This is a genomic window from Aquamicrobium terrae (genome assembly GCF_052978165.1).
Map to the genome: position 1 here is coordinate 117,632 of NZ_JBRKLZ010000003.1, position 22,752 is coordinate 140,383.

Here is a 22,752-nt window from a genome sequence, read left to right on the forward strand (position 1 = left end):
CCGGCGGGTCAGGAATAGCCGCGCTTGCGCTTTGCCCGCTCCAGCCGGGCAAATGCGGTATCGACCTGGCTCGAATCGTCGAAGGTCTCGACCATGACCTGGCCGCTGGTGCCGATCCGGCCCCAGTTGCGGACAAGCGAGGCGCCGCCGAAGAGAGTCGGCTGGATCGTCAGCATATAGAAGCGACGCATGTTCCGGTTCGTATCGATGCGTCGAAGGTGGAGGGCGTTCGTGTCGCTGGACATGGCCCAATCTCGCCCGGCTGCGGATCGGCGTCCAACGAGTTGCGTGAATCGGTTGCCCCTGATCGATTCACCGCGCTGATGGATATGCCGCAACCCTGTCCTGTTGCGGCATGCCCCTCCCCGGCCCCTGTCACGCGGCCTGCTGGTGCCCTTGCGCGTCGCTATCCAGCCCGATGTCGAGGATCGGCGCACTGTGCGTCAGCCAGCCGATGGAGATGAGATCCACGCCGGTCGCGGCGACCGCCGGGGCGGTCCGGGGCGTCACCCGGCCGGAGGCTTCGGTGAGCGCGCGCCCGCCAACCATCGCCACCGCCTGTTTCAACTGCCCGACCGACATGTTGTCGAGCAGCACGGCATCGACGCCCTCGGCCAGCGCGACCTCGAGCTGCTCCAGCGAATCCACCTCGACCTCGATGCGCACCATATGGCCGGCGCCGGCGCGCGCCCTTGCGATGGCGGTGCGGATATCGCCGGCGATGGCGATGTGGTTGTCCTTGATGAGCACGGCGTCGTCGAGGCCGAAGCGGTGGTTGGCGCCGCCGCCGGCGCGCACCGCATATTTTTCCAGCGCGCGCAGGCCGGGCGTCGTCTTGCGCGTGCACACGATCTGTGCCTTGTGGCCGCGTACCGCCTGCACCACGGCAGAGGTGGCGGTGGCGATGCCGCTAAGATGGCACAGGAAATTCAGCGCCGTGCGTTCCGCGGTGAGCAGCGCGCGGGCAGGTCCATGAACGGTCGCAATGACATCGCCTGCCGCAACAATGCTGCCGTCCGGGCGCTCCCTGCGTATCTCCACGCGCGGATCGATGATCGTGAATGCGCTGGCGGCAACGTCGAGGCCGGCGATCGCGCCCTCCTGCCGCGCGGCCAGCACCATGGTCGCGACGACGTCGGCCGGTACGACCGCATCGGTGGTCAGATCGCCGGCGCGACCCAGATCCTCCAGCAAGGCGGCACGCACCAGCGGCTCGTAGAGAAGGCTTGGCAGGGTGGATAAAGATGTCATGGTCAGGCACTCCGGGCAAATGGCATGGCGGTGTCGGAAAGGGTTTCGGCTGCTGCGAGCGCATCGTCGAGCGTGAGCAGCGACGGGGTGGCCTTTTCGGCCTGCAAGGGGAAGTCGGCCCGATAATGGGCGCCACGGCTTTCCTCGCGCCGCAGGGCGGCGACGGCCATCATCAGCAAGACGACGGCGGGGTCGGAAGCAGGCCCGCCGCCGGTGGCGAGCGGTGCCAATGTGGCGATGGCCTCGTGCAAGGTTTCGCCGTCGCGCTCGATGCCGAGCGCTTGAGCGGCGCAGGACCGTACGAGGGAGGCATCCGGCGCCGGTGGCAGTGTGGCAGGGAACGGCCGCGTCCGAACGGCCGGGTCCGGCGCGGCGGCAGCGACGCTTTCCGCCACCCAGGCGGCAGACACGACCGCTTCGATCAACGAATTGCTGGCCAGCCGGTTGGCACCGTGCAGTCCGGTGCGGGCCACCTCGCCGCAGGCCCAAAGGCCGGACACGGAACTGCGGCCTTCCGCATCCACGGCGATGCCGCCCATGTGGTAGTGGACGGCGGGCCGCACGGGGATCGGCCGGGTTGCCGGGTCGATGCCGGCTTCGCGGCACAGTCGGTCAATGGTGGGGAAACGCGTGGCGAAGGATGCACCAAGGCTTTGCCTCGCATCGAGAAAGGTGCGGTGGCCGGCGGCACGGTGTCGCCATACGCCCCGCGCCACCACATCGCGCGGTGCAAGCTCTCTACCGGGTGTTGCAGCCAGGAAGCGATCTCCGTTCTCGTCGATCAGCAGAGCCCCCTCCCCTCGTACCGCCTCGCTGACCAGCGGCAGCGATCCGCCGGCGGCAAGGACCAGTGCGGTCGGATGGAACTGCACGAACTCGGGATCGGCGAGCACAGCGCCGGCACGGGCGGCGAGCGCCAGCCCCTGCCCGCAGGAGCCGAGCGGATTGGTGGTGTCCGGGAACAGGCCGCCGACGCCGCCGGTCGCCAGTACCACGCGGCTGGCCGAAAGCACTGCCGCGCCGGCCGGCCCGGCGGCAAGCAGGCCGGCAATGGCACCGTCCTCCACCAGCAGGCGACGCGCCTCCCAGCCTTCCAGCATGGTGATCGACGGCGTGGCGCGCACGGCCGCCGTGAGGGCCCGCACCAGTTCGCGTCCGGTGGCGTCGCCCGCCGCATGCACGATGCGGCGGCGCGAATGCGCCGCTTCCAGCCCCAGCCGCAGGGTGCCGTTGGGCGAGCGGTCGAAGGCGACGCCGAACCGTGCGAGTTTCTCGACCGCCAGCGGCGCGGCCTCGACCACACGGCGCACCGCGGTTTCATCGCAAAGGCCATCGCCGGCCGCGAGCGTATCGGCATGGTGCAGGTCGGGGCTGTCGTCGGCGTCGAGACTGGCGGCCAGCCCGCCCTGCGCCAGAATGCTGGAGGAGAAATCGCCTAACCACGCGCGTGACAGAAGCACCACCGGCTCCGGCGCCAGGAGCAGTGCCGTCATCAGCCCGGCCACGCCGCTGCCGACGACGACCGGCCGGCCGCGCAGATCGTGCGGTTCGACACTCATACTGCGAGCATCCGCTCCACCGCGCGGCGGGCGCGCTCCGCCACCAGCGGATCGATGGTCACCTCATGGCGGTTTTCCTCGAGGGCCTTGCGAATATTGGCGAGCGTGATGCGCTTCATATGCGGGCACAGGTTGCACGGGCGCACGAAATCCACATCGGGATGGTCGATGGCGACATTGTCGCTCATCGAGCATTCGGTCATCAGCACGACGCTGGCCGGCCGATGGCGGCCGACATAGTCCGACATTGCCGCAGTCGAGCCGGCAAAATCCGCCTCGGCCACCACCTCGGGCGGGCATTCGGGATGAGCAAGCACGGTGACGCCCGGATGGGCCTCGCGCAGCTCGCGAATGTCGGCCGGGGTGAAGCGCTCATGCACCTCGCAATGGCCTTTCCAGGGAATGATCTCGACATCGGTCTGGGCGGCGATGTTGAGCGCCAGATATTCGTCGGGCAGCATCATCACCCGGGGCACGCCAAGCGATTCCACCACCGCCAGGGCGTTGCCCGAGGTGCAGCAGATGTCGGATTCGGCCTTCACCGCCGCCGAGGTGTTGACATAGGTGACGACCGGCACGCCCGGATAGCGACGGCGCATCAGCCGCACGTCCTCGGCGGTGATGGAATCGGCCAGCGAGCAGCCGGCGCCGAAATCGGGGATGAGCACGGTCTTGCCCGGATTGAGCAGCTTGGCCGTCTCGGCCATGAAATGCACGCCGGCCAGCACGATGACCTCGGCATCCACCTCCATCGCCTTGCGGGCCAGCGCCAGGCTGTCGCCGACGATATCGGCGACGCAGTGGAAGATTTCCGGGGTCTGGTAGTTGTGGGCCAGAATGACGGCGTCGCGTTCGCGCTTGAGCTTCAGGATCGCGTCGATGTCCTGGGAAAACACCGGCCATTCGATCGGCGGGATTACCCGCTGCACGCGGTCGTAGAGGGACGCGGCGGTCGGCAGCGGCATGGCGGTCATCGGCATCTCCATTATGCTCCAGATGAGTATAATTGAGATATGCTTACTTGGAGCATAAGGGATGTCAAGAGCGCGTGAGCGGTAATTTCGTGCCGGCGGCGGCCCGCTCGGCCTGCACGGCGTGACGGAAGCGGAACAGCTTGGCCGGCCTGCCGCCCGTGTCGGAGGTCGTCTCGCCGGTTTCCTCGACCAGTTCCTGCTGCTCGATGAGGCGGCGGAAATTCTGCTTGTGCACCAGCCGGCCGGCCAGCGCCTCGACCGTGCGCTGGAGCTGGAGCAGGGTGAAGGTGGGCGGCATCAATTCGAAGACGACGGGACGGTATTTGATCTTGGAGCGCAGCCGGGCAATCCCGGTGGCGAGGATGCGGCGATGATCCAGCGCCATCGCCCTGCCCGGCATTAATTGGCCGGAAGCTGGCCCCTGCCCCCGCTGCGCCTCCTCCACCAGCCCCGCTTCATAGAGCAGTTCGTAGCGCTGGAGGACGAGCTCCTCGTTCCACGGCCGGTCACCGAAACCGAAGGCGACGGCGATTCGCTGCCGCCGTTCAGCACTTACCCCCTCAAGTTTCGCGCTTGCCGCCCATCGGTGCAGCGCCGGTTCCAGCAAGTCGGTAACCAGCGGCGGAGCGCCGGCGCGATGGTCTTCCCACGGAAAATAGTCGTACCAGCTTCGCCAGCGGCGCGACGAACTGCCGGGACCCTGCTCGTCGCGGGTGAGCGCCAGATAGCTGATGGAAATGACGCGCTGCTGCGGTTCGTCGCCGATACGGTCGCGATCGGCGAAGGTGTAGAGTTGCTCGATATAGCCGAGGGGATGCCTCGTCTGGTGTTCGACCCATGTCCTGAGACCGGATTGCAGGGAACGGTGGCCGAGTTCGAACGGCCCCGAAGGCAGCGTGTCGGCCTCGCCGATGGTCAGCGCGCAAGGCTCGTATCCGTTTACCGCGACAACCACCGCGATCAGATCCACATGGACATCGTGGGCTCTGCCGGCTTCCGTCGGGTTGCTGTTTCTGGCTGCCTTTTCCTGCATGTCGTTCGGGGCTTCGGCCGTCCTCTCAAGGTCTTGGCAACAGTTGTTGCGAGATTGGTTAGATGCCAGCGTGGCCTGTGTGGGCATCGAGGTCAATGTGGGCGGGTGAAAGCCCTGTGGGTTGTCGCGCGCGCTGGGGTTTGAAGCAGATGAGAGGCACACATGCGGATGAGCCGCTCGCTAGGATTCGGGCAACATGCCATCGACAGGATGAAGAGCGGCTGGTGATTCGGCGGAAGTTGACTGCAGTCAACTGGCTGGATTCCTGAGGATAGCGAGCCCGTTAACTTTTCGTTAAGACTAAACTCCTTGCTGCATCGAAAGAATCAGCGCTAGATGCGCTTTGATCGCTGGAATGGCGTTTTAAGCGCATGTGCGGAATTTTTCGATGAATTTGAAAGCTGACATCCCGGACGAGATCGAGGAGGTCGACCTGCTGGTGACGCAGCAGGCGAACGACCTGTCCGCCATGCTTCATGAGCACCGGCTGGCGATGTTTCCTCCGAATGCGCAAAAGACCTTGCGCCCGTTCCAGCTTTCCGAAGTGGCCTACTATCTCGGGGTTACCAGCGGCTATCTGAAGAACCTTTCGCTCGAGGGCAAGGGACCGCAGCCCATGGTCACACCGTCGGGCCGTCGTTCCTATACGGCGGAGCAGATGGTGGCGATGCGCCACTTCCTCGACAAGCACAGCCGCACGGCCCGCTATGTTCCGCACCGCAAGGAGGGCGAGCACCTCCAGATCGTGGCTGTGGTCAATTTCAAGGGCGGTTCGGCCAAGACCACGACCGCTGCCCATCTGGCGCAGCACCTGGCCCTCACCGGTCACCGCGTGCTGGCCATCGACCTCGACCCACAGGCGTCGCTTTCGGCACTGCACGGCTTCCAGCCCGAAATCGATCACAACGAGTCGCTTTACGAGGCCCTGCGCTATGATGACCAGCGCAAGCCTCTGTCCGCCTTGGTCAAGAAGACAAATTTTCCCGGGCTCGATGTCATTCCGGCAAATCTCGAATTGCAGGAATATGAGTATGACACCCCGCTCGCGCTGTCGCGCGATGACGGTTCCATGGGGCGCATCTTCTTCGGCCGGCTGGACGAGGCGCTGGCGGACGTCGCCGACGATTACGACGTCGTGGTCATCGATTGCCCGCCGCAACTCGGCTACCTGACCCTGACCGCCTTGTCGTCCTCGACCGGGGTCCTGATCACCGTCCACCCCCAGATGCTCGACGTCATGTCGATGTGCCAGTTCCTCATCATGATGGGAGAGGTGATGGGCACGCTGAAACGGGCTGGCGCCAATATGCGGCTCGACTGGCTGCGCTATCTGGTGACCCGTTATGAGCCGACCGACGGACCGCAAAGCCAGATGGTGGCCTTCATGCGGGCGATCTTCAAGCAGCATGTGCTCGTGAGTGAGATGCTGAAGTCCACGGCCGTCTCGGATGCGGGGATCACCAAGCAGACGCTGTACGAGGTCGAGCGCGCCCAGTTCACCAGGGCCACCTATGACAGGGCGATGGAGTCCCTCCACCGCGTCAACGGTGAGGTCACCGAACTCATCCACAAGGCATGGGGTCGTCGCTGATGTCGAGAAAGAATCTTTTGTCATCCCTCACGGAACGGAAGTTGACCGCAGTCAACTCCGCCCCCGCCGACGGGATTTCACCCTCCCCGGCGCTGGAGAGAAATCGCAGTCGCGGGGCCTTCGGCGCCATCACCCGCTCGATCGATGAACTGGCCGAGAAGGCGCAGGCGGCCCGCGACATCGAGGCCCGGCTTCTCGAAGGGGCTGCCATCATCGATCTTGATCCGGACCTGATCGACGCCTCCTTCGTCGCCGACCGCATGGGCGATGACGAAGCGGCCTTCAATGAACTGCTGGAGGCCATCCGGGAACACGGTCAGGGCTCGCCAATCCTCGTGCGGCCCCATCCCGGCAGCGAAGGCCGCTACATGATCGTCTTCGGCCACCGGCGCCACCGCGTGGCCAAAGCCTTGGGTCGCAAGGTGAGGGCGGTCGTCAAGGAGATGGAAGACCAGGATCATGTGATCGCCCAGGGTCAGGAGAATTCCGCCAGGGCCGATCTCTCCTTCATCGAGAAGGCGGTCTTCGCCAGCAATCTCGAGGGCAAGGGCTATGACCGCGACGTGATCATGCAGGCTCTGTCGGTCGACAAGACGGTGGTTTCCAAGATGATCTCGGTGGTCGGCGACATTCCGGCCGAGATGCTGGAAGCCATCGGACCCGCTAGAAGCAGCGGGCGGGATCGCTGGTACAAGCTGGCCATTGCATGCCGGGATGGTGACGCACGCCGCCGAGCAGGGGAACTGGTGGCGACGCCAGACTTCCGTTCCTCCGACAGCGACCAGAGGCTCGTTTTTCTCGTCAACCATCTTGAGGAGGCCAAGCGGGGAGCAAAGCCCGTGCGCCAAAGGAAGGCGGCTGCGGCCTGGGCTCCGGCTGACAGATCGGTTGCCGTTGTCGCCAAGCCCGGCCCCAAGGGCTTTTCCCTCGACCTTACGGAAAAGGAAGCCAAGCCCTTCGGTCAATGGATTTCAAGGAATCTGGACAGCCTCTACGAGGCGTTCAGGCAGTCGAAACAGGAGAACTGAACCAGCAAAAGAAAAAGGCCCCCAGGCGACTTGCGTCGTGGAAGCCCTTCTCGATGTTTAGCAGCTAGAGAATCGCATTTCCACGAATCACTGTCAAGAGTCGTAACCGTCGTTCTGGCGGACAGGTTTCTTTTGCCTGATCGGAAGGTGAAAGAAAATGCAGACGCATATTGCAACGACGCCCTTCGGGCGGCGGCCGATGTCGCTTGCCATGTTTGCAGCACAAAAAGAAGCTGCCGATATCCCCGAAGGCAAGGTGGCGGACAAGTGGCAGGTCTACCGGGATCTCTGTGAGGGGAAGTCAGTCGTCGGCGTCAGCGATCGGTCGCTGGCGATCCTGGCAGCGCTTCTGTCGTTCTATCCGGATAGTGACCTGTCGGAGGAAAACGGCCTGGTCGTATTCCCTTCGAACAAGCAGCTTGCACTGCGCGCCCACGGCATGTCGGATACGACCCTGCGGCGCCATCTGGCAGCGCTGGTGGAGTGCGGTCTGATCATCCGGCGGGACTCTCCAAACGGCAAGCGCTACGCCAGGAAGAGCAGGGCAGGGGGCCTTGAAGAGGCATTCGGCTTCTCTCTTGCACCCATGCTGGCGCGCGCCGACGAATTCGCCCGGGCCGCCGAAAGCGTGCGCGCCGAAATCGAGGCCCTCAAGCGGCTGCGGGAAAGGATCACGCTGCTGCGCCGTGACATCGGCAAACTGATCGAAGTGGCTCTCGAAGAGGCCATGCCGGGGGACTGGGGCGGTCTGTGGAGGCGCTACAGGACGGTGGTCGAGGCCATTCCGCGTCGCGCAGCCATAATCGATCTTGCACCAATTGCGAACGAGCTGGCTGCAATCCGGGAAGAGATCGATATGTTGCTGGATTCGCATATGAAAACCCAGAATCCGGCTGGCATTGAATCCCATACTGGGCGGCAGCAATCTAATTCAAACACCAACTCTCCTATTGAATTTGAACCTGCTTCCGAAAAAAGCATGGGCAAGGTCGAGCCAACCGGACGAACAGCCGTACCACCGAATGCCTATCCGCTCGGGCTCGTGCTCAAGGCCTGCCCGGAAATCCTCGACTACGCGATCGACGGCATCGCCAACTGGCGCGATTTCATGGCGACCGCGGCCCAGGTTCGGGGTTATCTTGGAATTTCCCCCTCCGCCTATGCCGATGCGCTCGAAATCATGGGGCAGGAGACCGCCTCCATCGTCATTGCCTGTATTCTGGGGCGGGCACAGGAGATCAATTCCGCTGGCGGCTATCTGCGAGCGCTGACAGAAAAGGCCGGGGTAGGCGAGTTTACCGTCGGCCCGATGCTGATGGCCGCTCTGCGGGCAAATGCGGAGCCTGTCAGAAGGGCAGGGTAGGGGATGCCAAAAGAGGAACTTGTTGCGTCTCCCCGCAGGCTTTTAGTTGAAATTCTACAGCCTAGGTAATACCTTCTGAAAAACAGTCATTACCTCGTGAGGCGATCATTATGGCAACCACGGTCACAGCAAAGGGGCAGGTGACTATCCCCAAGCCGGTTCGCGACCTTCTTGGCATCGAACCGGGCAGCAAGGTCGATTTCCGGCGCGCGGCCGATGGCAGTGTGGTGATCGCACGGGCCGAGGGAAAGGCGCCGAAAAACCGGTTTGCCCGCCTGCGGGGCCATGCGGGGGTGGGCCTGAACACCGATGCGATCATGGCGTTGACGCGCGGTGAAAAGTGACACTGGTCGACACCAATGTGCTGCTCGATCTGGTCACCGACGATGAGCGCTGGGCGGACTGGTCAATCGCGCAGCTTGAGGCCGCGAGCCTGCGCGGGCCGCTTCTGATCAACGATGTCGTCTATTCCGAGCTTTCGGTGCGCTATGAGCGTATCGAGGATCTGGAGGATTTCATCGAGGCAGCGGGGCTTGAACTGGTCCAGATGCCGCGCTCGGCGCTGTTCCTGGCCGGCAAGGTGTTTGCCCGCTACCGCCGCTCTGGCGGAGCGCGCACCGGTGTGTTGCCCGATTTCTTCATCGGCGCCCATGCGGCTGTCTCCGGCCTGTCGCTTCTGACGCGCGACACCGGCCGCTATCGCAGCTATTTTTCCGGGCTGACTCTGATCACGCCCGAAGGGTGAAATAAGCGGCCTCCATCCGGGCTGCGGCGTAGGCAGGGCTTGAGCTTGCCAAGCCCTCTTCGGAATCAAAGCCCCAAAGCCGATCTTTCAGCGATACGACCCGGACTGGTTTGCCGTTCACCAACTGCATCCAAGGTTGGCGATCGCGTTGAGATACCCTGAGATGAAGGCCGAAAAAGAGAAGGTTCCGGGATGACAATGGGCGGGCGGCCGGCCGATCGCCGCGACGCGGGCCAGACCGGCGGGCTTTCGGGTGGTCCGTGAGGGCGTGCAGCCCGGTGCCGGGCAGGGATTTCGGCCTTTTGCGCCGCGACAGCGCCAATTTCGGCCCCGGGCGGTGCCGACGACCGATAAGGCAACATTATCGGTCGTTATATGAGAAATACATGCAGTGCGGTTAATGGTGAAAATAGAAAATAAACTGCTCAGATTGCCCGCCCGCCGCTGCCGCTTCCGATCCAGCTTCAACCGAAGCAGGCCCTCTCTTCTTTCGACGCGGCGCCCGTTCCCACCGACCGGGACTGGCAGCCTGCCGCATCCACCCCCTGATGCCGATACCCTTGACGATGTCGCACCCATCGCGCATGCCCGCTGGTGTGCGCAGGAGACGCCTGTGGGCCGCGGCATGCCAAAGGCGGGCGCGTGAAGCGGGAACCATAGGCACGAGGGTGGAGCGGGCATCAGTCCCATCCTGCGGCCAAACCCAAACCCAAACCCGAACCCGGGCCCGCAGGGCCGCGCGCATGGATCAGTGCCTGCAAGCCACGGCGTTCGGAATGTTTTGTAAGCTTGTTAAGATCCGCTTGCCCGGCAAGGGGAAGAAGACGGAGCAACGCCGCGACAAAGTCTGCCGTAAGCGCTGCTGCCCGATCATCTCGGTGAGAACGTAGTTGCCATCCTCCATGTCCGTTTGCTCATGGTACGCGGGGAGGTGTTGCCGAGCACTGGATGTCGGAAGATTCGACGAAGCGATCAGGCTTGCCGATCGTATCGAGGCAGGCTCCGGAGGTGTCCTGCAGACTCCGGTAGACGCCGGGGATGGCGATGCGCTTGACCGAAATTGCGCAGCCGGACCCGCGTCCCGGGACTTATGGATGCCGGCATCCGCGGTTTTTCGGCAATGACTGCCTGACAGACCCCTTGTGCTGGATAGGATCGGGCGACGTGCCTGGAAGCCGGCTAGAAGGCCATTCACACGTCCATCGGGCTGAATTACCCCGCTCGCGACCGAGCCTTGCTGTCTCGGGCAGTAGAGTAGGAGTTGGGCGGGTCGCGCCTTTGCCGTCGCCAGCAGCTGGGCCCGAAAGGCCCGTTCATGCTGGCGAGGCACAGCACGGTGCGGCGGCGCGACCCGCTTCCGTCCGCATCTTCGTCGACGGGCCTACTGGCTGCACACGTCTTGCGCCGTCAGGCCGGGCGGGGGGAGAGTTTCGGCGTCGAAGCCGAACGGTTCGATGATGTCCGTAACAAGCCCGCTGGCCAGATTTCTGGCGAGCCATGCATTCCAGACCTCGCGCAGCTCCGTGTCGCTCTGGCGAAAGGCCATGGCCCCGTAACGCGTTGCCGGTTTTCCCGACTGAGTTTGTGGCTGCTCGGTCAGTGGCGCATATTCGATCGCGGGGGTCGCGGCACGGGCGACGGCGTTCCTGGTCGTGATCGTGGAGGCCACGACTGCATCCACACGGCCGGCCTGCAATCCGGCCATCGCCGTCGTCAGATCCGGAAAAAGAACCTGACGCTCCGTGGGGATTTTGGCATGCGCGGCAAGGGCGATCTCGCCGGAGCCGGAAATCATCCCAAGGCGCGCCGACGGAGATTCAGCCACCGAGCGATAGCTCGTCAGCCCAAGCGGGTTGCCCTTGCCGACTGCAAAAGCATTGTCCGACCGATATTCGGGATTGCCGAACGCGACCACGTCGCACCGGTCGCACTGGATCAGCATTCCGGTGCTGACGACGTCGAAATGGCCGGCCCGCAGGCCGCCGATCAGGGACCCGAATTCGGTGACGACGGGAACGACGTCGACATTCTGTTCCTTGAAGAACGCGCGCAGCAACTCCGCAGACTGGCCCGTTACACGCCCTTCGCCGTCGACATAGCCATAGGGATTGATATTGGCGATGCCGACCCTGACGGTCCCGGCATTGCGAATCCGTTCAAGCGCCGTTTCAGAGGCAGCGGCCGCAGCCGTGCCAAGACCCATCATCGTAACGAGCGGCAGCACCCAAAATAAGTTCCTCCCATGCTGCCTCCTGAAACACTTCACCTCCGCGACCGTCTCGGGCAGGCGCTCGGCCTCCGTCACCGGCACGATGGCGCCCGCGCAGGCGTTGCAGGCAATGCTTGCCGGTACAGGCGTCAGCGCCGACATTTCCGGTCCCTCCACCGCCGCCCTTGTTTCCGGCTCAGGCCGGGCCGCGGCTGCTCTGGGCGCGCCTGTCAACGCGGACGGCTCGCTTGTGCTCGACACCATAACGATCAGCGGCGGCGGCAATCCGGCGGATGCGCCCTACAGGAGTTCCGGTTCGGGCGCGTATATCTCTGCCGGGCAGATCGAGCGGTTTCGCGGCACATCCACCGGCGACATGCTGAAATCGACGCCGGGCGTCATTGCCTCGGCAAACCGCAACGGCGCTTCGCTCGAGGTGAACATCCGCGGCGTTCAGGGCATGAACCGCGTCAAGGTGACGGTCGACGGCAGCGAGCAGACGATCGCGGAAGGGCAGGGCTATCCCGGCAGCCGCACGCGTTCCTATGTCGATCCCGATCTGATTGCCGGAATAGAGATCGAGAAGGGCCCGCAGATGTCCGGTGCCGGTGCCGGCGCGATCAGCGGCTCGGTCAACATGCGCACGCTGGACGTGCAGGACATTCTGAAGGACGGCAAGCAGTTTGGCATGCGGCTGAAGGGGCGGGCTGACGTCCAACAACAGGCAGCCGCCACCCACCGGAACCACGACGTTCCGCGACAATCCCACCAGCCTGTTCGACTTCGACAATCTCAACGGAAGCGTGGCCGCGGCGGCGACGCTCGGCGGCATAGACCTGGTTGCCGCCTATTCGCGGCGCAGGCACGGCAACTATTTTGCCGGCCGGCATGGCAAATCCACCTATGCCGACGAATGGGGCAATGAGCGGACCTATTCCCTCTACAAGCCGGGCAGCGAGGTTCTGAACACCGGGCTGGACACGGAGTCCTTCCTGCTCAAGTCCAGCTTCTCATTCCTTGAGGACCACAAGGTTCAGCTTTCGTGGCTGCGCTCGGACTTCTCCTATGGCGAGACATGGCCTTCCGATCTTCTCTATGGCGCGCTGAAGCAGAACGACCCCCGCGAGACCAGAACGAACCGGCTGACGGCAAAGTATGAGTGGGATCCCGCCGAAAGCGATGCCATCCGGCTGCGGGCCAATGTCTATTACGCGGACACCAACGACAAGGGTGCCGCCTATGCTTTCGCCAAGCCCTATACGTCGCAGAACTATGTCTTCGACGTCGAAAACGTGTCGCAGTTCCACTTTGACGCACTGGGAAGCCTGGCGCTGACCTATGGTGGTTCCTATGCGGTGGAGGATCTCAATTCCAGCCAGGGCAGGGTCAACGGCAGCAACTTCTTCTTTGAAGGCAAGGGGACGTTGCCAGCCTCTACACCAAGGCGGACAGGAACCCTACGGACTGGCTCGCCCTCAATGCGGGCCTGCGCTACCTGTCCTACAAGACGCAGGACAACAGCCCGGTTTCCGGCAGCTACGGCGAGTTCGACGATCTGTCAGGCAGTTCCTTGTCGCCAGGCTTCGGGGCAAGGCTGGAGCCATGGGACGGCGTTCAGTTCTTCGCACAGTACAATGAAGGCTATCGTCCGCCGAGCCTGCGGGAGTCGGTTTCCAACTACGATACCAGCCTCGTGCCCAATCCGTTCCTGAAGGCCGAACATGCCCGCAATCTGGAGGCCGGGATCAACCTGCTTCGCGACGATGTGCTTGTCGGGGGTGACAAGCTGCGGGTGAAGGGCGTGTTCTTCAACAACGATATCGACGACTACATCATGAGGCTGTGGCCGAAGTCTTCCGCCTATTTCATGATGGACAATATCGACAGGGCCGGGTTCTCGGGCATAGAGCTTTCGGCGAATTACGACACCGGCACCTTCTTCGTGGATGGCAGCTTCACCTATTTCATGAAGGCGGACTACTGCTATGTCTGGACGCGATGGGAGACCCAGCCAGACGGCACCAACCAGCAGGTGGAGAGCGACGTCTGCAGTTCCACCCCGCCCAATGTGGATTTCTCGGCCGGCTTCGTGCAGCCGCGCTTCACGGGCAGCGTAACCGCCGGTGCGCGCCTGTTCGAGGAGAAGCTCACTATTGGGGGGCGCGTTTCCTATGTGGGGACCAACTCCGTTGCCAATTTCGCGCCGTGGCCCTCCTACACACTGGTCGACCTCTTCGCCAGCTACAAGGTCTGCGACAGCTTCCGGGTAGACGTGGCCGCCGACAATATCTTCGACCGCTACTATCTGGATGCGCTGAGCAACAACGCCGTCGTCGCCCCCGGCCGCACCTTCCGCCTCGACCTGACCGCGAAATTCTGACGCTTCAGGAGAGAGGGCGGCCCGTCATCCCCGGCGCACCGGGCATCGCAGCGGCCCGGCCTGCCTTTCGGCGGGGCATGCCGGTTCTTGTCCGGGTGGGGCAGTGATTGGCGACATGCAACGGCTGCATCCCGGCAGCAGATCTCCTCTGTGACGCGCATGACGGGTTCAGGGCGGTTTCGGGCAGGCGTCCGGGAAATGTTCTGAAGGCCGTGCCGATGCTGGGACCCGGTTTCAAAGATCGGCGGCTTCTTCCATCACTCGTGGCACGATGTGGCATCGCTCCGGATGGCGTATTCTGCGATGCCGGTCATTTCCTGTAGCGACCGGTGAGCCGCCCGGCATCCGGATCGGTGTGCCGCCGCGCCAGCTCGTAGGCACGTGCGCTGTCGCCGGAACAGATCGCTTCCAGCAACGGCTCATGCAGGTCAACGATGGCTTGCGGCTCCTGATAGAAGTCATCGGCCATGCGCAGGAAAAGCAGTGCCGGCCCTTCCAGCCGCCGGTACATATCCTGAAGCAGCCTGCTGTCTGCAATCTCGACCACGGTCCGGTGGAACCGCAGGTCCAGTTCCAGCAGGCGCTGCCGCTGATGCTGCTTCGATGCCTGGCGCATCTCGTTGACCACTTCGTATAGACGGGCCTCGCCTTCACTGCTGATCCGCTCCGCGGCCAACTGTGCGCCAAGCGATTCCAGCGTATCGCGCATCAGGGAGATGTCGCGGATGTCCTCTTCGGAAATGGAAATGACGAAGTTGCCGCGCCGTGGACGGTGCTCCACCAGGCCGCCGGCCTGAAGATACTTGAGCGCGCCGCGGATCGTCCCCTGGCTGACACCGAAATACTGGGCCAGCTCCATCTCCACCAGCCGCTCGCCGGGGTTCCACTGCCCGCCTAGAATCCCCTCCTGAATCGCCGAGGCTATCTCGTCCTCGAGGCTGGGGCGGATCAGGTTGTGGCGTTCGGCCTTGGGCACTGGGAAATCCTTTCCGAAGTCACTGGTCTTCTCGATAGCTACCTTCCGCGACGGTGTCATCCGATCCTGCCGCCTCCCGTTGTGCGATTTTTCAGGTTTTTTGACCGGATCGCGATTTTCGGCATGTCGATTGTATTTATTATTGATAATCACTAATCAAGTATGCTGAAGTGGCCGCAGAGGGATAAGAGGCGGATGAGCAGCGTATTTCTCAGGGACTTTGCGGACAGGAACCCCTTGGTCGAACGTGCCGAGGGCATCTGGATTCACGGGGCCGACGGGACGCGCTACCTCGACGGCATGGGCAGCGCCGGTGTCATCGGCATCGGCCATGGCCGGACCGAGATCTATGAAGCTCTGGCGGCTGAAGGTTCCCGCGTCAGCTATGTCTATACTGCCTCCTTTACCCACCCCTGGCAGGAAGAGCTGGCGAAATCGGTGCTCTCGGTGGCTCCCAAAGGGATGTCGGCGGTGTATTTCGTCTCGGGCGGTTCCGAGGCGAACGAGACGGCGCTGAAGCTCGCTCGGCAATATCACGTCGAAAGGGGCGAGGGGACGCGCCACAAGATGCTTGCCCGCTGGCAAAGCTATCACGGCGTGACGATCGCGACCCTGTCCCTCTCAGGGCGCACCTCATGGCGGGCGCCATACGACCCTTACATGCTGCCGGTGGTTCATGTGACGCCGCCCTACAACTATCGCTGCACCATCTGCGGCGGCGAGGGCGACTGCACCGACCACTGCATCGAGGAACTGGAACGCACCATCCTCCTGGAAGGTCCGGAGACCATTTCCTGCTTCTTTGCGGAGACCATTGTCGGCACCACCGCTGCTGGCGTGACGCCGGGGCCGGATTACTACCGCCGGGTACGCGAGCTTTGCGACCGCTACGGCATTCTCTTCATCGCCGACGAGGTGCTGATGGGCTATGGCCGCACCGGCCGCCCCTTCGCCATCGAGCACTGGGGCGTGCTGCCCGACATGATCACCTGTGGCAAGGCAATCGGCTCGGGCTATGCCCCACTGGGGGCGGTGGTCGTATCCGAGAAGATCGCCGGTTTCTTTCGCGAAGGTCGTCGCCGGTTCGTGCACGGCTTCACCTATTCCGGCCATGCGATGTCATGCTTCGTCGGCCAGAAGGTTTTCGAGATCATGCAGCGCGAGGATCTCTTCAATCGTCCGGGCCGCATCGGCGGCTACCTGCACCAGCGCCTGATCGATTTGCAGCAGAGGCATGAAATCGTCGGTGACGTGCGTGGCCGCGGCCTGTATGCGGGACTGGAATTCGTGACGGACCGCTCAAGCCGCGCTCCCTTCCCCGATGCCGTGCGCTTCACGCCTCGTCTCGTGAAGATGATGCGCGAACGGGGTGTCATTGTCGGCGCAGGGGTGCCCGGAGCGAACTATGGCAAGGGCGGCGACCACATCCAGATCAGCCCGCCCTTCACCATCAGCGAGGCTGAGATCGACATCCTCGTCGACACATTGGACGAGGTGCTGACCGTGCTCGGGCGTGACCTGGTCAGCATGCCGGGAAACTGAAAATCGCAGAAAACAGAACCGCTCAAAAAAGGGGAATGACATGAAGAAACTGGTGACTGCCTCGATACTGGCGCTGCTCATGGCTGGAACGGCCCAGGCACAGGTCACGTTCCGGATTGGCGGTGCGGGCTCGGACTCGAGCCCCGATACCAAAGCGATGCAGGTCTTTTCCGAGAAGCTGACGGAGCGCCTCGGCAAGGACGTGAACGTTGAATTGTTTCCGAATTCGCATCTCGGAACGGTGGACGAGATGGTCGAGCAGGTGAAGGGCGGCGTGCTGGAATGCATGTATGAGAGCGTGGGCGTGCTTGGCTCGTTCCATCAGGCCGCGAATATCGAAGGGGTGGCCTATGTCTACCACGACGTTGACCACTTCTTCCGCATCTGGCGCGGTCCTGTCGGCCAGGAAGTTCTCGATTCCATCGCCGATGAAGCCGGCTTCCGCGTCGTGGGCCCTGCCTTCCATGGCTTCCGCCAGATGCTGACCAACAAGCCGATCGAGAAGGCAGAGGACCTGGACGGCATGAAGATCCGCGCGCCGGGAATCCCTGCCTACATCGAATCGATCCGCGCCATGGGCGCCAATCCGGCAACCGTCGCGTTCGAGGAAGTATACGCAGCACTGCAAAGCCACGTCGTCGACGGGGTGGAACAGCCACTGACCGCCATCAAGGACAAGCGATTCCATGAGGTCGTCAAGAACCTCGCGCTGACCAACCACATGGCGGAAACCATGGGCTTCATGTGCAACGCGGACTGGTTCGCGGGTCTGGATGATGCAACCCGCGCCGCGATCGAGGGGGCTGCCACGGACAGCGCCGACTGGTATCGCACCTATACGGAAGAGTCCCAGGCCGCCCTGCTGAAGGAACTGGAAGCGGAGGGTGCCGTCGTGACCCGGCCTGATACCGCCGTTTTCATCGAACGCACAGGCTCGGCGAATTATGATGCGGCGCTGCAGCCGATCATCGAAAAATTCCGCGCAGTCGAGTAAGAAAAATCCCTGCCTTGGCGCCCCTTCGGGGGCGCCTTCTTTTCGGCTTCGTCAGCTCCGGATTTCCTGATGAACACAATCCTCATCCGGTTCAGTGACATTGTGCGCGCTGTTCTGTCCGCAATCGTCGCAGGCGCTCTGTTTCTGATCGTCATCCTGGTCTTCTATCAGGTCATCACCCGCTATTTCACCGGGGCCGCCACGCCGGAACTGGCAGAAATTGCGCGCTTCCTCTTCATATGGCTGGTCTTTTCCGGATCTGCCTGGCTGATCGGGAAAGGGGACCTGATTGCGATCGACTTCTTTTCATACCGGATGAGGCCCGGGATGAAGCGGGCCCTTCTGGTCTTCATCGATCTGTGTACCGCCGCTCTGCTGATCGCGCTGCTCATTTATTCCGAAAAGCTGCTCGACGTTGTGGCTATCAAGCGCGCGCCGGCAACGGGCATTCCCTATGGCTGGGTGTACATGGCGCTTCCCTTTTTCTGCGTAACGGGACTGTGGTTCACCTTTGAACGGCTGGTGCTGACCCGTCTCTTCACCCTGCGTTCCAGCGAAACCAGCCGGGGGGTATGATCCATGCTGATGCTTCTGATCCTTGCGCTGATCCTTTTTTTGCTGATGTTTCTGGCCGTGCCGATCGCTGTTTCGCTGGGGCTGGCCTCCGTCGTCATCATCCTCATCTGGGGCATGCCGGGCTTCATCCTGGCGCAGAAGATGATCAACGGCATCGATTCCTTTCCGCTTCTGGCCGTGCCCTTCTTCATTCTTGCCGCCGCCATCATGAACTCGGGCGGCATCACCACCCGAATTGTCGACCTTCTCGGTTCGGCCATGGGACGGCTGCGGGGCAGTTCGGGCCAGGTGAATATCGGCACCAACCTCTTCCTGGCGGGCATCTCCGGTTCTTCGGTCGCCGATGCTTCCGCCACCGGAGCGTTGCTGATTCCGGAGATGAAGAAGGAAGGCTATTCCGGCGCCTTCGCAGCGGCGCTGACAGCTACGGCCGCGCTGTTGGGGCCGATCCTGCCGCCTTCGATTCCGCTGGTGATCTACGGCGTCATCGCCGAAGTCTCGATCGTGAAGCTGTTCATCGGTGGCTATATCCCGGCCCTGATGATCGTTGTGGCGCTGGTGTTTTTCGTCAATCGCCATGCCCGGAAGCATGACCTGCCCCGGCGCGGACGTCAGGGAGGCGCTGCCATCTGGCGCAAGTTCCGTGTTTCGGTCTGGGCCATGTCGATGCCGATCCTGCTGATCATCGGCGCCCGGGGCGGTTTCTTCACCATCACCGAGATCGGGGCCGTTCTCGTGTTCTACGCCATCTTTGTCGGCTGGGTGATCCACCGGGAGTTTCGCTGGGGCAATCTGCCGATGATCCTGAAGGATGCGGGAATGCAGACCGCCAACATCATGCTGGTGGTCGCTGCATCCTCATTCGTGGCCTATCTGATGGTGGTGCACGGCGTGCCCAAGGACCTGTCGCGCTGGATCCAGGAGGCTCAGCTTTCGCCCATCGCATTCCTGCTGATGATCAATGTCGTATTGCTCATCGCCGGAGCTTTCCTGGATTCGACACCCGCCACGATCATCATCGTTCCGATCGTCCTGCCGTCGGCCGTCGCGCTGGGGATCGATCCGGTGCATTTCGGCCTTGTGGTGGTGGTCAACCTGATGATCGGGTTGATCCATCCGCCGATGGGGTTGAACCTGCTGATCACGCAATCCATCGCAAAAGAGCCGATGGAAGCGATTCTGAAGGAAAGCATACCGCTGCTTGGGATCATGCTGGTGATCCTGCTGCTGATCACCTTCATACCTTCAACAGTGCTGTGGCTGCCGCACGCTCTGGGCATGTGAGCGCACTCAGGAGCCAGACCTGCAACAGGTCACGGCCTGCGACAGGGGCGGGGAGGCTATGTCGCAGCCGGAGCGGTGGGAAATTGCCGCGACAGCTGCGCAGGCAAGCGATGTCCGGCCGTGTCTTCCGGCGCTGCGCCGGCGCGAAAGGCAAAGCGCTTTCCGGCCGAGGAATGCCTGAAGAAAATGACGATGCGATCTTTACAGCGCATCGCTATATATTTAACGCCTGAATCGGAACCAATGTGGAATTTCAGCCCCGCGCCAAGAATGCCGCGGATCAGGCACTCCACCTCAGACGTCGACAAAGGTGTTGGCGCGGTTTCACCCTAACCACATTCACAGCCATTCGTTCCGGCTCCGCGCCGGCTGATCGCCTGTTCCCGTGAGGTTCAGTGCGCGCAATGGCCATTCAACTTCAGGTAGATGACATGAAACTGACCCGCCGACAGGTGTCGCTTGGCACTTAATTGTAAGAATGCGCCCGTTTTGCTCAGACGTGGCATTTAATCATGAGAATCGTGGCGGTCGGATTCTCAAATTAAATGCATCTGTGAAGAGGTTATCACCCTCTGAGCTCGGGTTACCATATTCTCGGTGGCATCGGTTGTTTGATCCCGGGCTCACATGACGATGCTGGGGTCAAGAGGAGCATTAGAGTGGCATCGTGTTTCTCCAAATGGTTGCGGAATCCAGAGCTGGGCCCGGTTGCGTGACGTGGCTCGGTTAATGAGCCTGGTCAAACTCACATACGGTCGCCGCTTGGGCGGCTGCACCAATATCCCGCTTGCGGCGGCATGGGCCCAGTAGGCGGGACCCGTCTTTGATACGGCATTCCAGCCAGCTGGGATCTCGGTTCGCCTCCTGGATCCGCCGAGGCTGATCAGGCCCCGAGGGATGAGTGTGTCGGTGTGGTCTCGTCAGACAGCTTTCATGACGGCACCTTCGATGACGACGCCCGCGGTCACGTATTTCCACAGCGCCACGAGCAGCTTCCTTGCAAGGGCGACGATGGTTGTCTTCTTGAGGTGCCCCTGATTGCGCATCACGCGTTCGTGGAACCAGCGGGTAAGGGCTGAACCAGGTTGATTGCGCAGCCATAGCCAGGTCAACTCGATCATCGTCGTTCGCAGCCGGGGGTTGCCGGCCTTCGAAACGCCTTGCTCGTGCTGAACCGATCCGCTCTGCCAAGGCGTCGGCGCGAGCCCGGCATAGGCGGCGACCTGCCGGCGATTATCGAAGTACCGGAACAGCCCTTCCGCGTAGAGGATGGCGGCACACTCGGGGCCGATACCCTTGAGATCGAGCAATGTCGCTGCTGGAGTTTCGGCGACTTCGATTGCCAGCAGAGCGTCACGCTCGGCCTGCACCTCTTTGATCTGGGCTATCACCAGTTCGAGCCGGTCGAGCTTGCGACGGATTTGCCCCTTCAGATGTTCAGGCAGCGGGCGGCCGTCGCCGGTCCTCAATTCCTCAAGCCGATGTCGCCGGTCACGTCGTAGCGGCTCGTAGCCGGTGATGCCCTGAGCAAACAGCAGGCCCTTGATCCGATTGACATGGCAGATCCGCTCACCAACCAGAACCTTGCGTTCACGGCCGATGCGGCGGCGGTCCTCCTCCTTGACGCCCGGCGCTCTGACCATCGCGCACACGCGCGGCTCGCCCCGCTTGTAGGCGAGCAGCGCGCGCACCAGCGCCTCACCATCGATCTTGTCGGTCTTGGTACGACGCCGCCGGCGCGACGTAGCAATCGAGGCGGCGTCGACGACATGGCTTTCGATCCCCTCGGCCTCCAGGATTGGATGGATCCAGAAGCCGTCGAGACCCGCCTCCTGAATGACCACAAGCGCAAAGTGCCGGCCGGTACGCGCCTGTGCCTTGTCCTGGAGCTGGGCAAAGCGTGTCAGCAGTCCCGTGATATCGCCGCCGCGTACCGCATGTTTCGACATCTTCTCCCCACTACCCGGCGACAGCGAAGTGATCAACCAGGTCGATTTACTGAGTTCCAAAGAAACGAAGATCGCGCCAAGATCGGTGCGGATAGCGGCAGGCGCCGCAGATCGATCGGCTACAACACGCATGATTGGCCTCCACAGAGTTGTTGGTCAGCAACCCCACTCTGTCAGAGCGCAGGTCGCTATCCACCACCAGTCATGGGATCTTTGATGGTTGTGTTGCAAACTTTCCGGTAATGGAGGAATGTCATGAGGTGCACTCCACTTTGCGGAGTTCATTTCATGTTGTTCAAAGGCCGCCACTTCGATCGATCAGTGATCCTGCTATGCGTTCGGTGGTATCTGGCCTATGGCCTGAGCCTGCGGGATCTAAAGGAGATGATGGCCGAGCGCGGCGTCGACATCGACCATTCGACGATCCACCGCTGGGTTGTCCATTTCTCGCCCGTACTGCTGAGGTCGTTCAACTGCCGAAAGCGAACCGTTGGCCGCAAGTGGCACATGGACGAGACCTACATCAAGGTTCGTGGGCAGTGGAAGTATCTTTACCGGGCCATCGACAGCGTCGGCAACACGGTTGAGTTCTGGTTCAGCGAGCACCGTGATCTACCGGCGGCAAAGCGCTTCATGCGTAAGGCCCTGGCCCACCATGGTCGCGCGGATCGCATCGTCATCGACGGCAGCCAGACCAACCGGGAAGCGATCGTTTCCTGCGATGTCGAGAACAGGCTACGGGATCGATCGAGGCGGGAACTTAAAGCAATACGAATCCGCAACAGCCAGTACCTGAACAACCGGATTGAGCAGGATCATCGTCGCATCAAGCGACGCGTCCGACCGATGCTCGGCTTCAAGTCTTTCCGCTCAGCCGCGGTCACCCTGGCCGGCATCGAGATGGTTCACATGATGCGCAAACGGCAAGGCCGCTTCGCCTTCAATCCTGCTCCGTCACTCAAGGAACAGTTCGAGGCAATTGCTGCCTGAATTGCGTCCGGGAAAGTGGGCCGAGTGCCCTCCAGAAAATTTGCAACACAACCTTTCAGAGCTGCCCCTCGGCCGGGCGGGGCGCAGTAGCGGTTCATACTGATTGACCGGTCTGCCGGATTTGCTGATCCTCGAACTGTTGCGGGCTGAGATAGCCCAGCGCTGAATGTAGCCTTACCTCCGGCATGTTGCGAGGATTCAAGGGTTAGTTCTCGCTTATGTCGAAGACAAGGATCTCTATCGGCAGCTCGAGCAACCGGTTGACATTCCGGATGCGGAAGATGAGGCGTCGTTCGCCCTCGGTTTGC

The 22,752-nt window shown here is 62.4% G+C and carries 20 protein-coding genes and 1 pseudogene; 12 read left to right on the forward strand and 9 right to left on the reverse strand.

Annotated features, from left to right (window positions below):
- Positions 1–8: 8 nt before the first annotated feature.
- The 5 genes from ACVCNR_RS23645 to ACVCNR_RS23665 all read right to left on the reverse strand — a co-directional run bounded on the left by ACVCNR_RS23645 (position 9) and on the right by ACVCNR_RS23665 (position 4,817).
- Entirely contained in the window at positions 9–245 is a 237-nt protein-coding gene (locus tag ACVCNR_RS23645) for a WGR domain-containing protein (protein WP_354196286.1), read from the reverse strand.
- Positions 246–375: 130 nt separating this feature from the next.
- Positions 376–1,251 carry a carboxylating nicotinate-nucleotide diphosphorylase gene (nadC, locus tag ACVCNR_RS23650; RefSeq protein ID WP_354196288.1) on the reverse strand — a complete coding sequence of 292 codons (876 nt, stop codon included), beginning with the start codon at positions 1,249–1,251 and terminating at the stop codon, positions 376–378.
- 2 nt (positions 1,252–1,253) lie between these two features.
- The gene (locus ACVCNR_RS23655; protein ID WP_354196290.1) at positions 1,254–2,810 is read right to left on the reverse strand and encodes an L-aspartate oxidase; all 1,557 of its coding nucleotides are present in this window, start codon (positions 2,808–2,810) and stop codon (positions 1,254–1,256) included.
- Positions 2,807–3,784: a quinolinate synthase NadA gene (nadA, locus tag ACVCNR_RS23660; protein WP_447076751.1), complete on the reverse strand. Its 978-nt coding sequence runs from the start codon at positions 3,782–3,784 to the stop codon at positions 2,807–2,809. The genes ACVCNR_RS23655 and nadA overlap by 4 nt, the downstream gene beginning before the upstream one ends.
- A gap of 64 nt (positions 3,785–3,848) precedes the next feature.
- Positions 3,849–4,817 carry an NUDIX hydrolase gene (locus tag ACVCNR_RS23665; protein WP_447076752.1) on the reverse strand — a complete coding sequence of 323 codons (969 nt, stop codon included), beginning with the start codon at positions 4,815–4,817 and terminating at the stop codon, positions 3,849–3,851.
- Positions 4,818–5,205: 388 nt separating this feature from the next.
- Between ACVCNR_RS23665 and repA the strand changes: the two genes are divergently transcribed.
- The 5 genes from repA (at position 5,206) to ACVCNR_RS23690 (ending at position 9,544) form a co-directional block, all read left to right on the forward strand.
- On the forward strand, positions 5,206–6,408 hold the full coding sequence (gene repA / locus ACVCNR_RS23670) for a plasmid partitioning protein RepA (protein WP_354196296.1): 1,203 nt from the start codon (positions 5,206–5,208) through the stop codon (positions 6,406–6,408).
- The gene (gene repB, locus ACVCNR_RS23675; RefSeq protein WP_354196414.1) at positions 6,405–7,436 is read left to right on the forward strand and encodes a plasmid partitioning protein RepB; all 1,032 of its coding nucleotides are present in this window, start codon (positions 6,405–6,407) and stop codon (positions 7,434–7,436) included. The genes repA and repB overlap by 4 nt, the downstream gene beginning before the upstream one ends.
- Before the next feature lie 157 nt (positions 7,437–7,593).
- A complete protein-coding gene (gene repC, locus ACVCNR_RS23680) occupies positions 7,594–8,799 on the forward strand; it encodes a plasmid replication protein RepC (RefSeq protein ID WP_447076753.1) in 1,206 nt (401 codons plus the stop codon).
- A gap of 110 nt (positions 8,800–8,909) precedes the next feature.
- Positions 8,910–9,143: an AbrB/MazE/SpoVT family DNA-binding domain-containing protein gene (locus ACVCNR_RS23685; RefSeq protein WP_447076754.1), complete on the forward strand. Its 234-nt coding sequence runs from the start codon at positions 8,910–8,912 to the stop codon at positions 9,141–9,143.
- Positions 9,140–9,544: a type II toxin-antitoxin system VapC family toxin gene (locus ACVCNR_RS23690; protein WP_447076755.1), complete on the forward strand. Its 405-nt coding sequence runs from the start codon at positions 9,140–9,142 to the stop codon at positions 9,542–9,544. Before ACVCNR_RS23685 ends, ACVCNR_RS23690 begins: the two co-directional genes overlap by 4 nt.
- Before the next feature lie 1,381 nt (positions 9,545–10,925).
- On the opposite strand, the gene ehuB is transcribed toward ACVCNR_RS23690, so the two are convergent.
- Entirely contained in the window at positions 10,926–11,915 is a 990-nt protein-coding gene (gene ehuB, locus ACVCNR_RS23695; protein ID WP_447076756.1) for an ectoine/hydroxyectoine ABC transporter substrate-binding protein EhuB, read from the reverse strand.
- On the opposite strand from ehuB, the gene ACVCNR_RS23700 reads away from it, so the two are divergent.
- Together ACVCNR_RS23700 and ACVCNR_RS23705 are read left to right on the forward strand one after the other, a co-directional pair.
- Complete coding sequence (locus ACVCNR_RS23700; protein ID WP_447076757.1) at positions 11,857–12,678, forward strand: TonB-dependent receptor plug domain-containing protein; 822 nt, start codon at positions 11,857–11,859, stop codon at positions 12,676–12,678. The genes ehuB and ACVCNR_RS23700 overlap by 59 nt on opposite strands.
- 555 nt (positions 12,679–13,233) lie before the next feature.
- Positions 13,234–14,133, forward strand: a pseudogene (locus ACVCNR_RS23705) (TonB-dependent receptor domain-containing protein); the annotation flags it as partial.
- A 310-nt stretch (positions 14,134–14,443) separates the two neighbouring features.
- Here the strand turns inward: ACVCNR_RS23705 and ACVCNR_RS23710 are convergent.
- Positions 14,444–15,109 carry a GntR family transcriptional regulator gene (locus tag ACVCNR_RS23710; RefSeq protein ID WP_447076758.1) on the reverse strand — a complete coding sequence of 222 codons (666 nt, stop codon included), beginning with the start codon at positions 15,107–15,109 and terminating at the stop codon, positions 14,444–14,446.
- Positions 15,110–15,304: 195 nt separating this feature from the next.
- On the opposite strand from ACVCNR_RS23710, the gene ACVCNR_RS23715 reads away from it, so the two are divergent.
- The 4 genes from ACVCNR_RS23715 (at position 15,305) to ACVCNR_RS23730 (ending at position 19,505) form a co-directional block, all read left to right on the forward strand.
- A complete protein-coding gene (locus tag ACVCNR_RS23715; protein WP_447076759.1) occupies positions 15,305–16,651 on the forward strand; it encodes an aminotransferase family protein in 1,347 nt (448 codons plus the stop codon).
- Between the two features lie 40 nt (positions 16,652–16,691).
- The gene (locus ACVCNR_RS23720) at positions 16,692–17,645 is read left to right on the forward strand and encodes a TRAP transporter substrate-binding protein (RefSeq protein WP_447076760.1); all 954 of its coding nucleotides are present in this window, start codon (positions 16,692–16,694) and stop codon (positions 17,643–17,645) included.
- 69 nt (positions 17,646–17,714) lie between these two features.
- The gene (locus ACVCNR_RS23725) at positions 17,715–18,221 is read left to right on the forward strand and encodes a TRAP transporter small permease (RefSeq protein ID WP_447076761.1); all 507 of its coding nucleotides are present in this window, start codon (positions 17,715–17,717) and stop codon (positions 18,219–18,221) included.
- A 3-nt stretch (positions 18,222–18,224) separates the two neighbouring features.
- Positions 18,225–19,505 carry a TRAP transporter large permease gene (locus ACVCNR_RS23730; protein ID WP_447076762.1) on the forward strand — a complete coding sequence of 427 codons (1,281 nt, stop codon included), beginning with the start codon at positions 18,225–18,227 and terminating at the stop codon, positions 19,503–19,505.
- Between the two features lie 56 nt (positions 19,506–19,561).
- Here the strand turns inward: ACVCNR_RS23730 and ACVCNR_RS23735 are convergent, their stop codons facing one another.
- Both ACVCNR_RS23735 and ACVCNR_RS23740 read right to left on the reverse strand, forming a co-directional pair.
- Entirely contained in the window at positions 19,562–19,798 is a 237-nt protein-coding gene (locus ACVCNR_RS23735) for a hypothetical protein (protein ID WP_447076763.1), read from the reverse strand.
- Positions 19,799–20,425: 627 nt separating this feature from the next.
- Positions 20,426–21,586: an IS110 family RNA-guided transposase gene (locus ACVCNR_RS23740; protein WP_447076764.1), complete on the reverse strand. Its 1,161-nt coding sequence runs from the start codon at positions 21,584–21,586 to the stop codon at positions 20,426–20,428.
- Positions 21,587–21,745: 159 nt separating this feature from the next.
- Between ACVCNR_RS23740 and ACVCNR_RS23745 the strand changes: the two genes are divergently transcribed.
- A complete protein-coding gene (locus tag ACVCNR_RS23745; RefSeq protein ID WP_447076909.1) occupies positions 21,746–22,444 on the forward strand; it encodes an IS6 family transposase in 699 nt (232 codons plus the stop codon).
- The last annotated feature ends 308 nt before the right edge of the window (positions 22,445–22,752 follow it).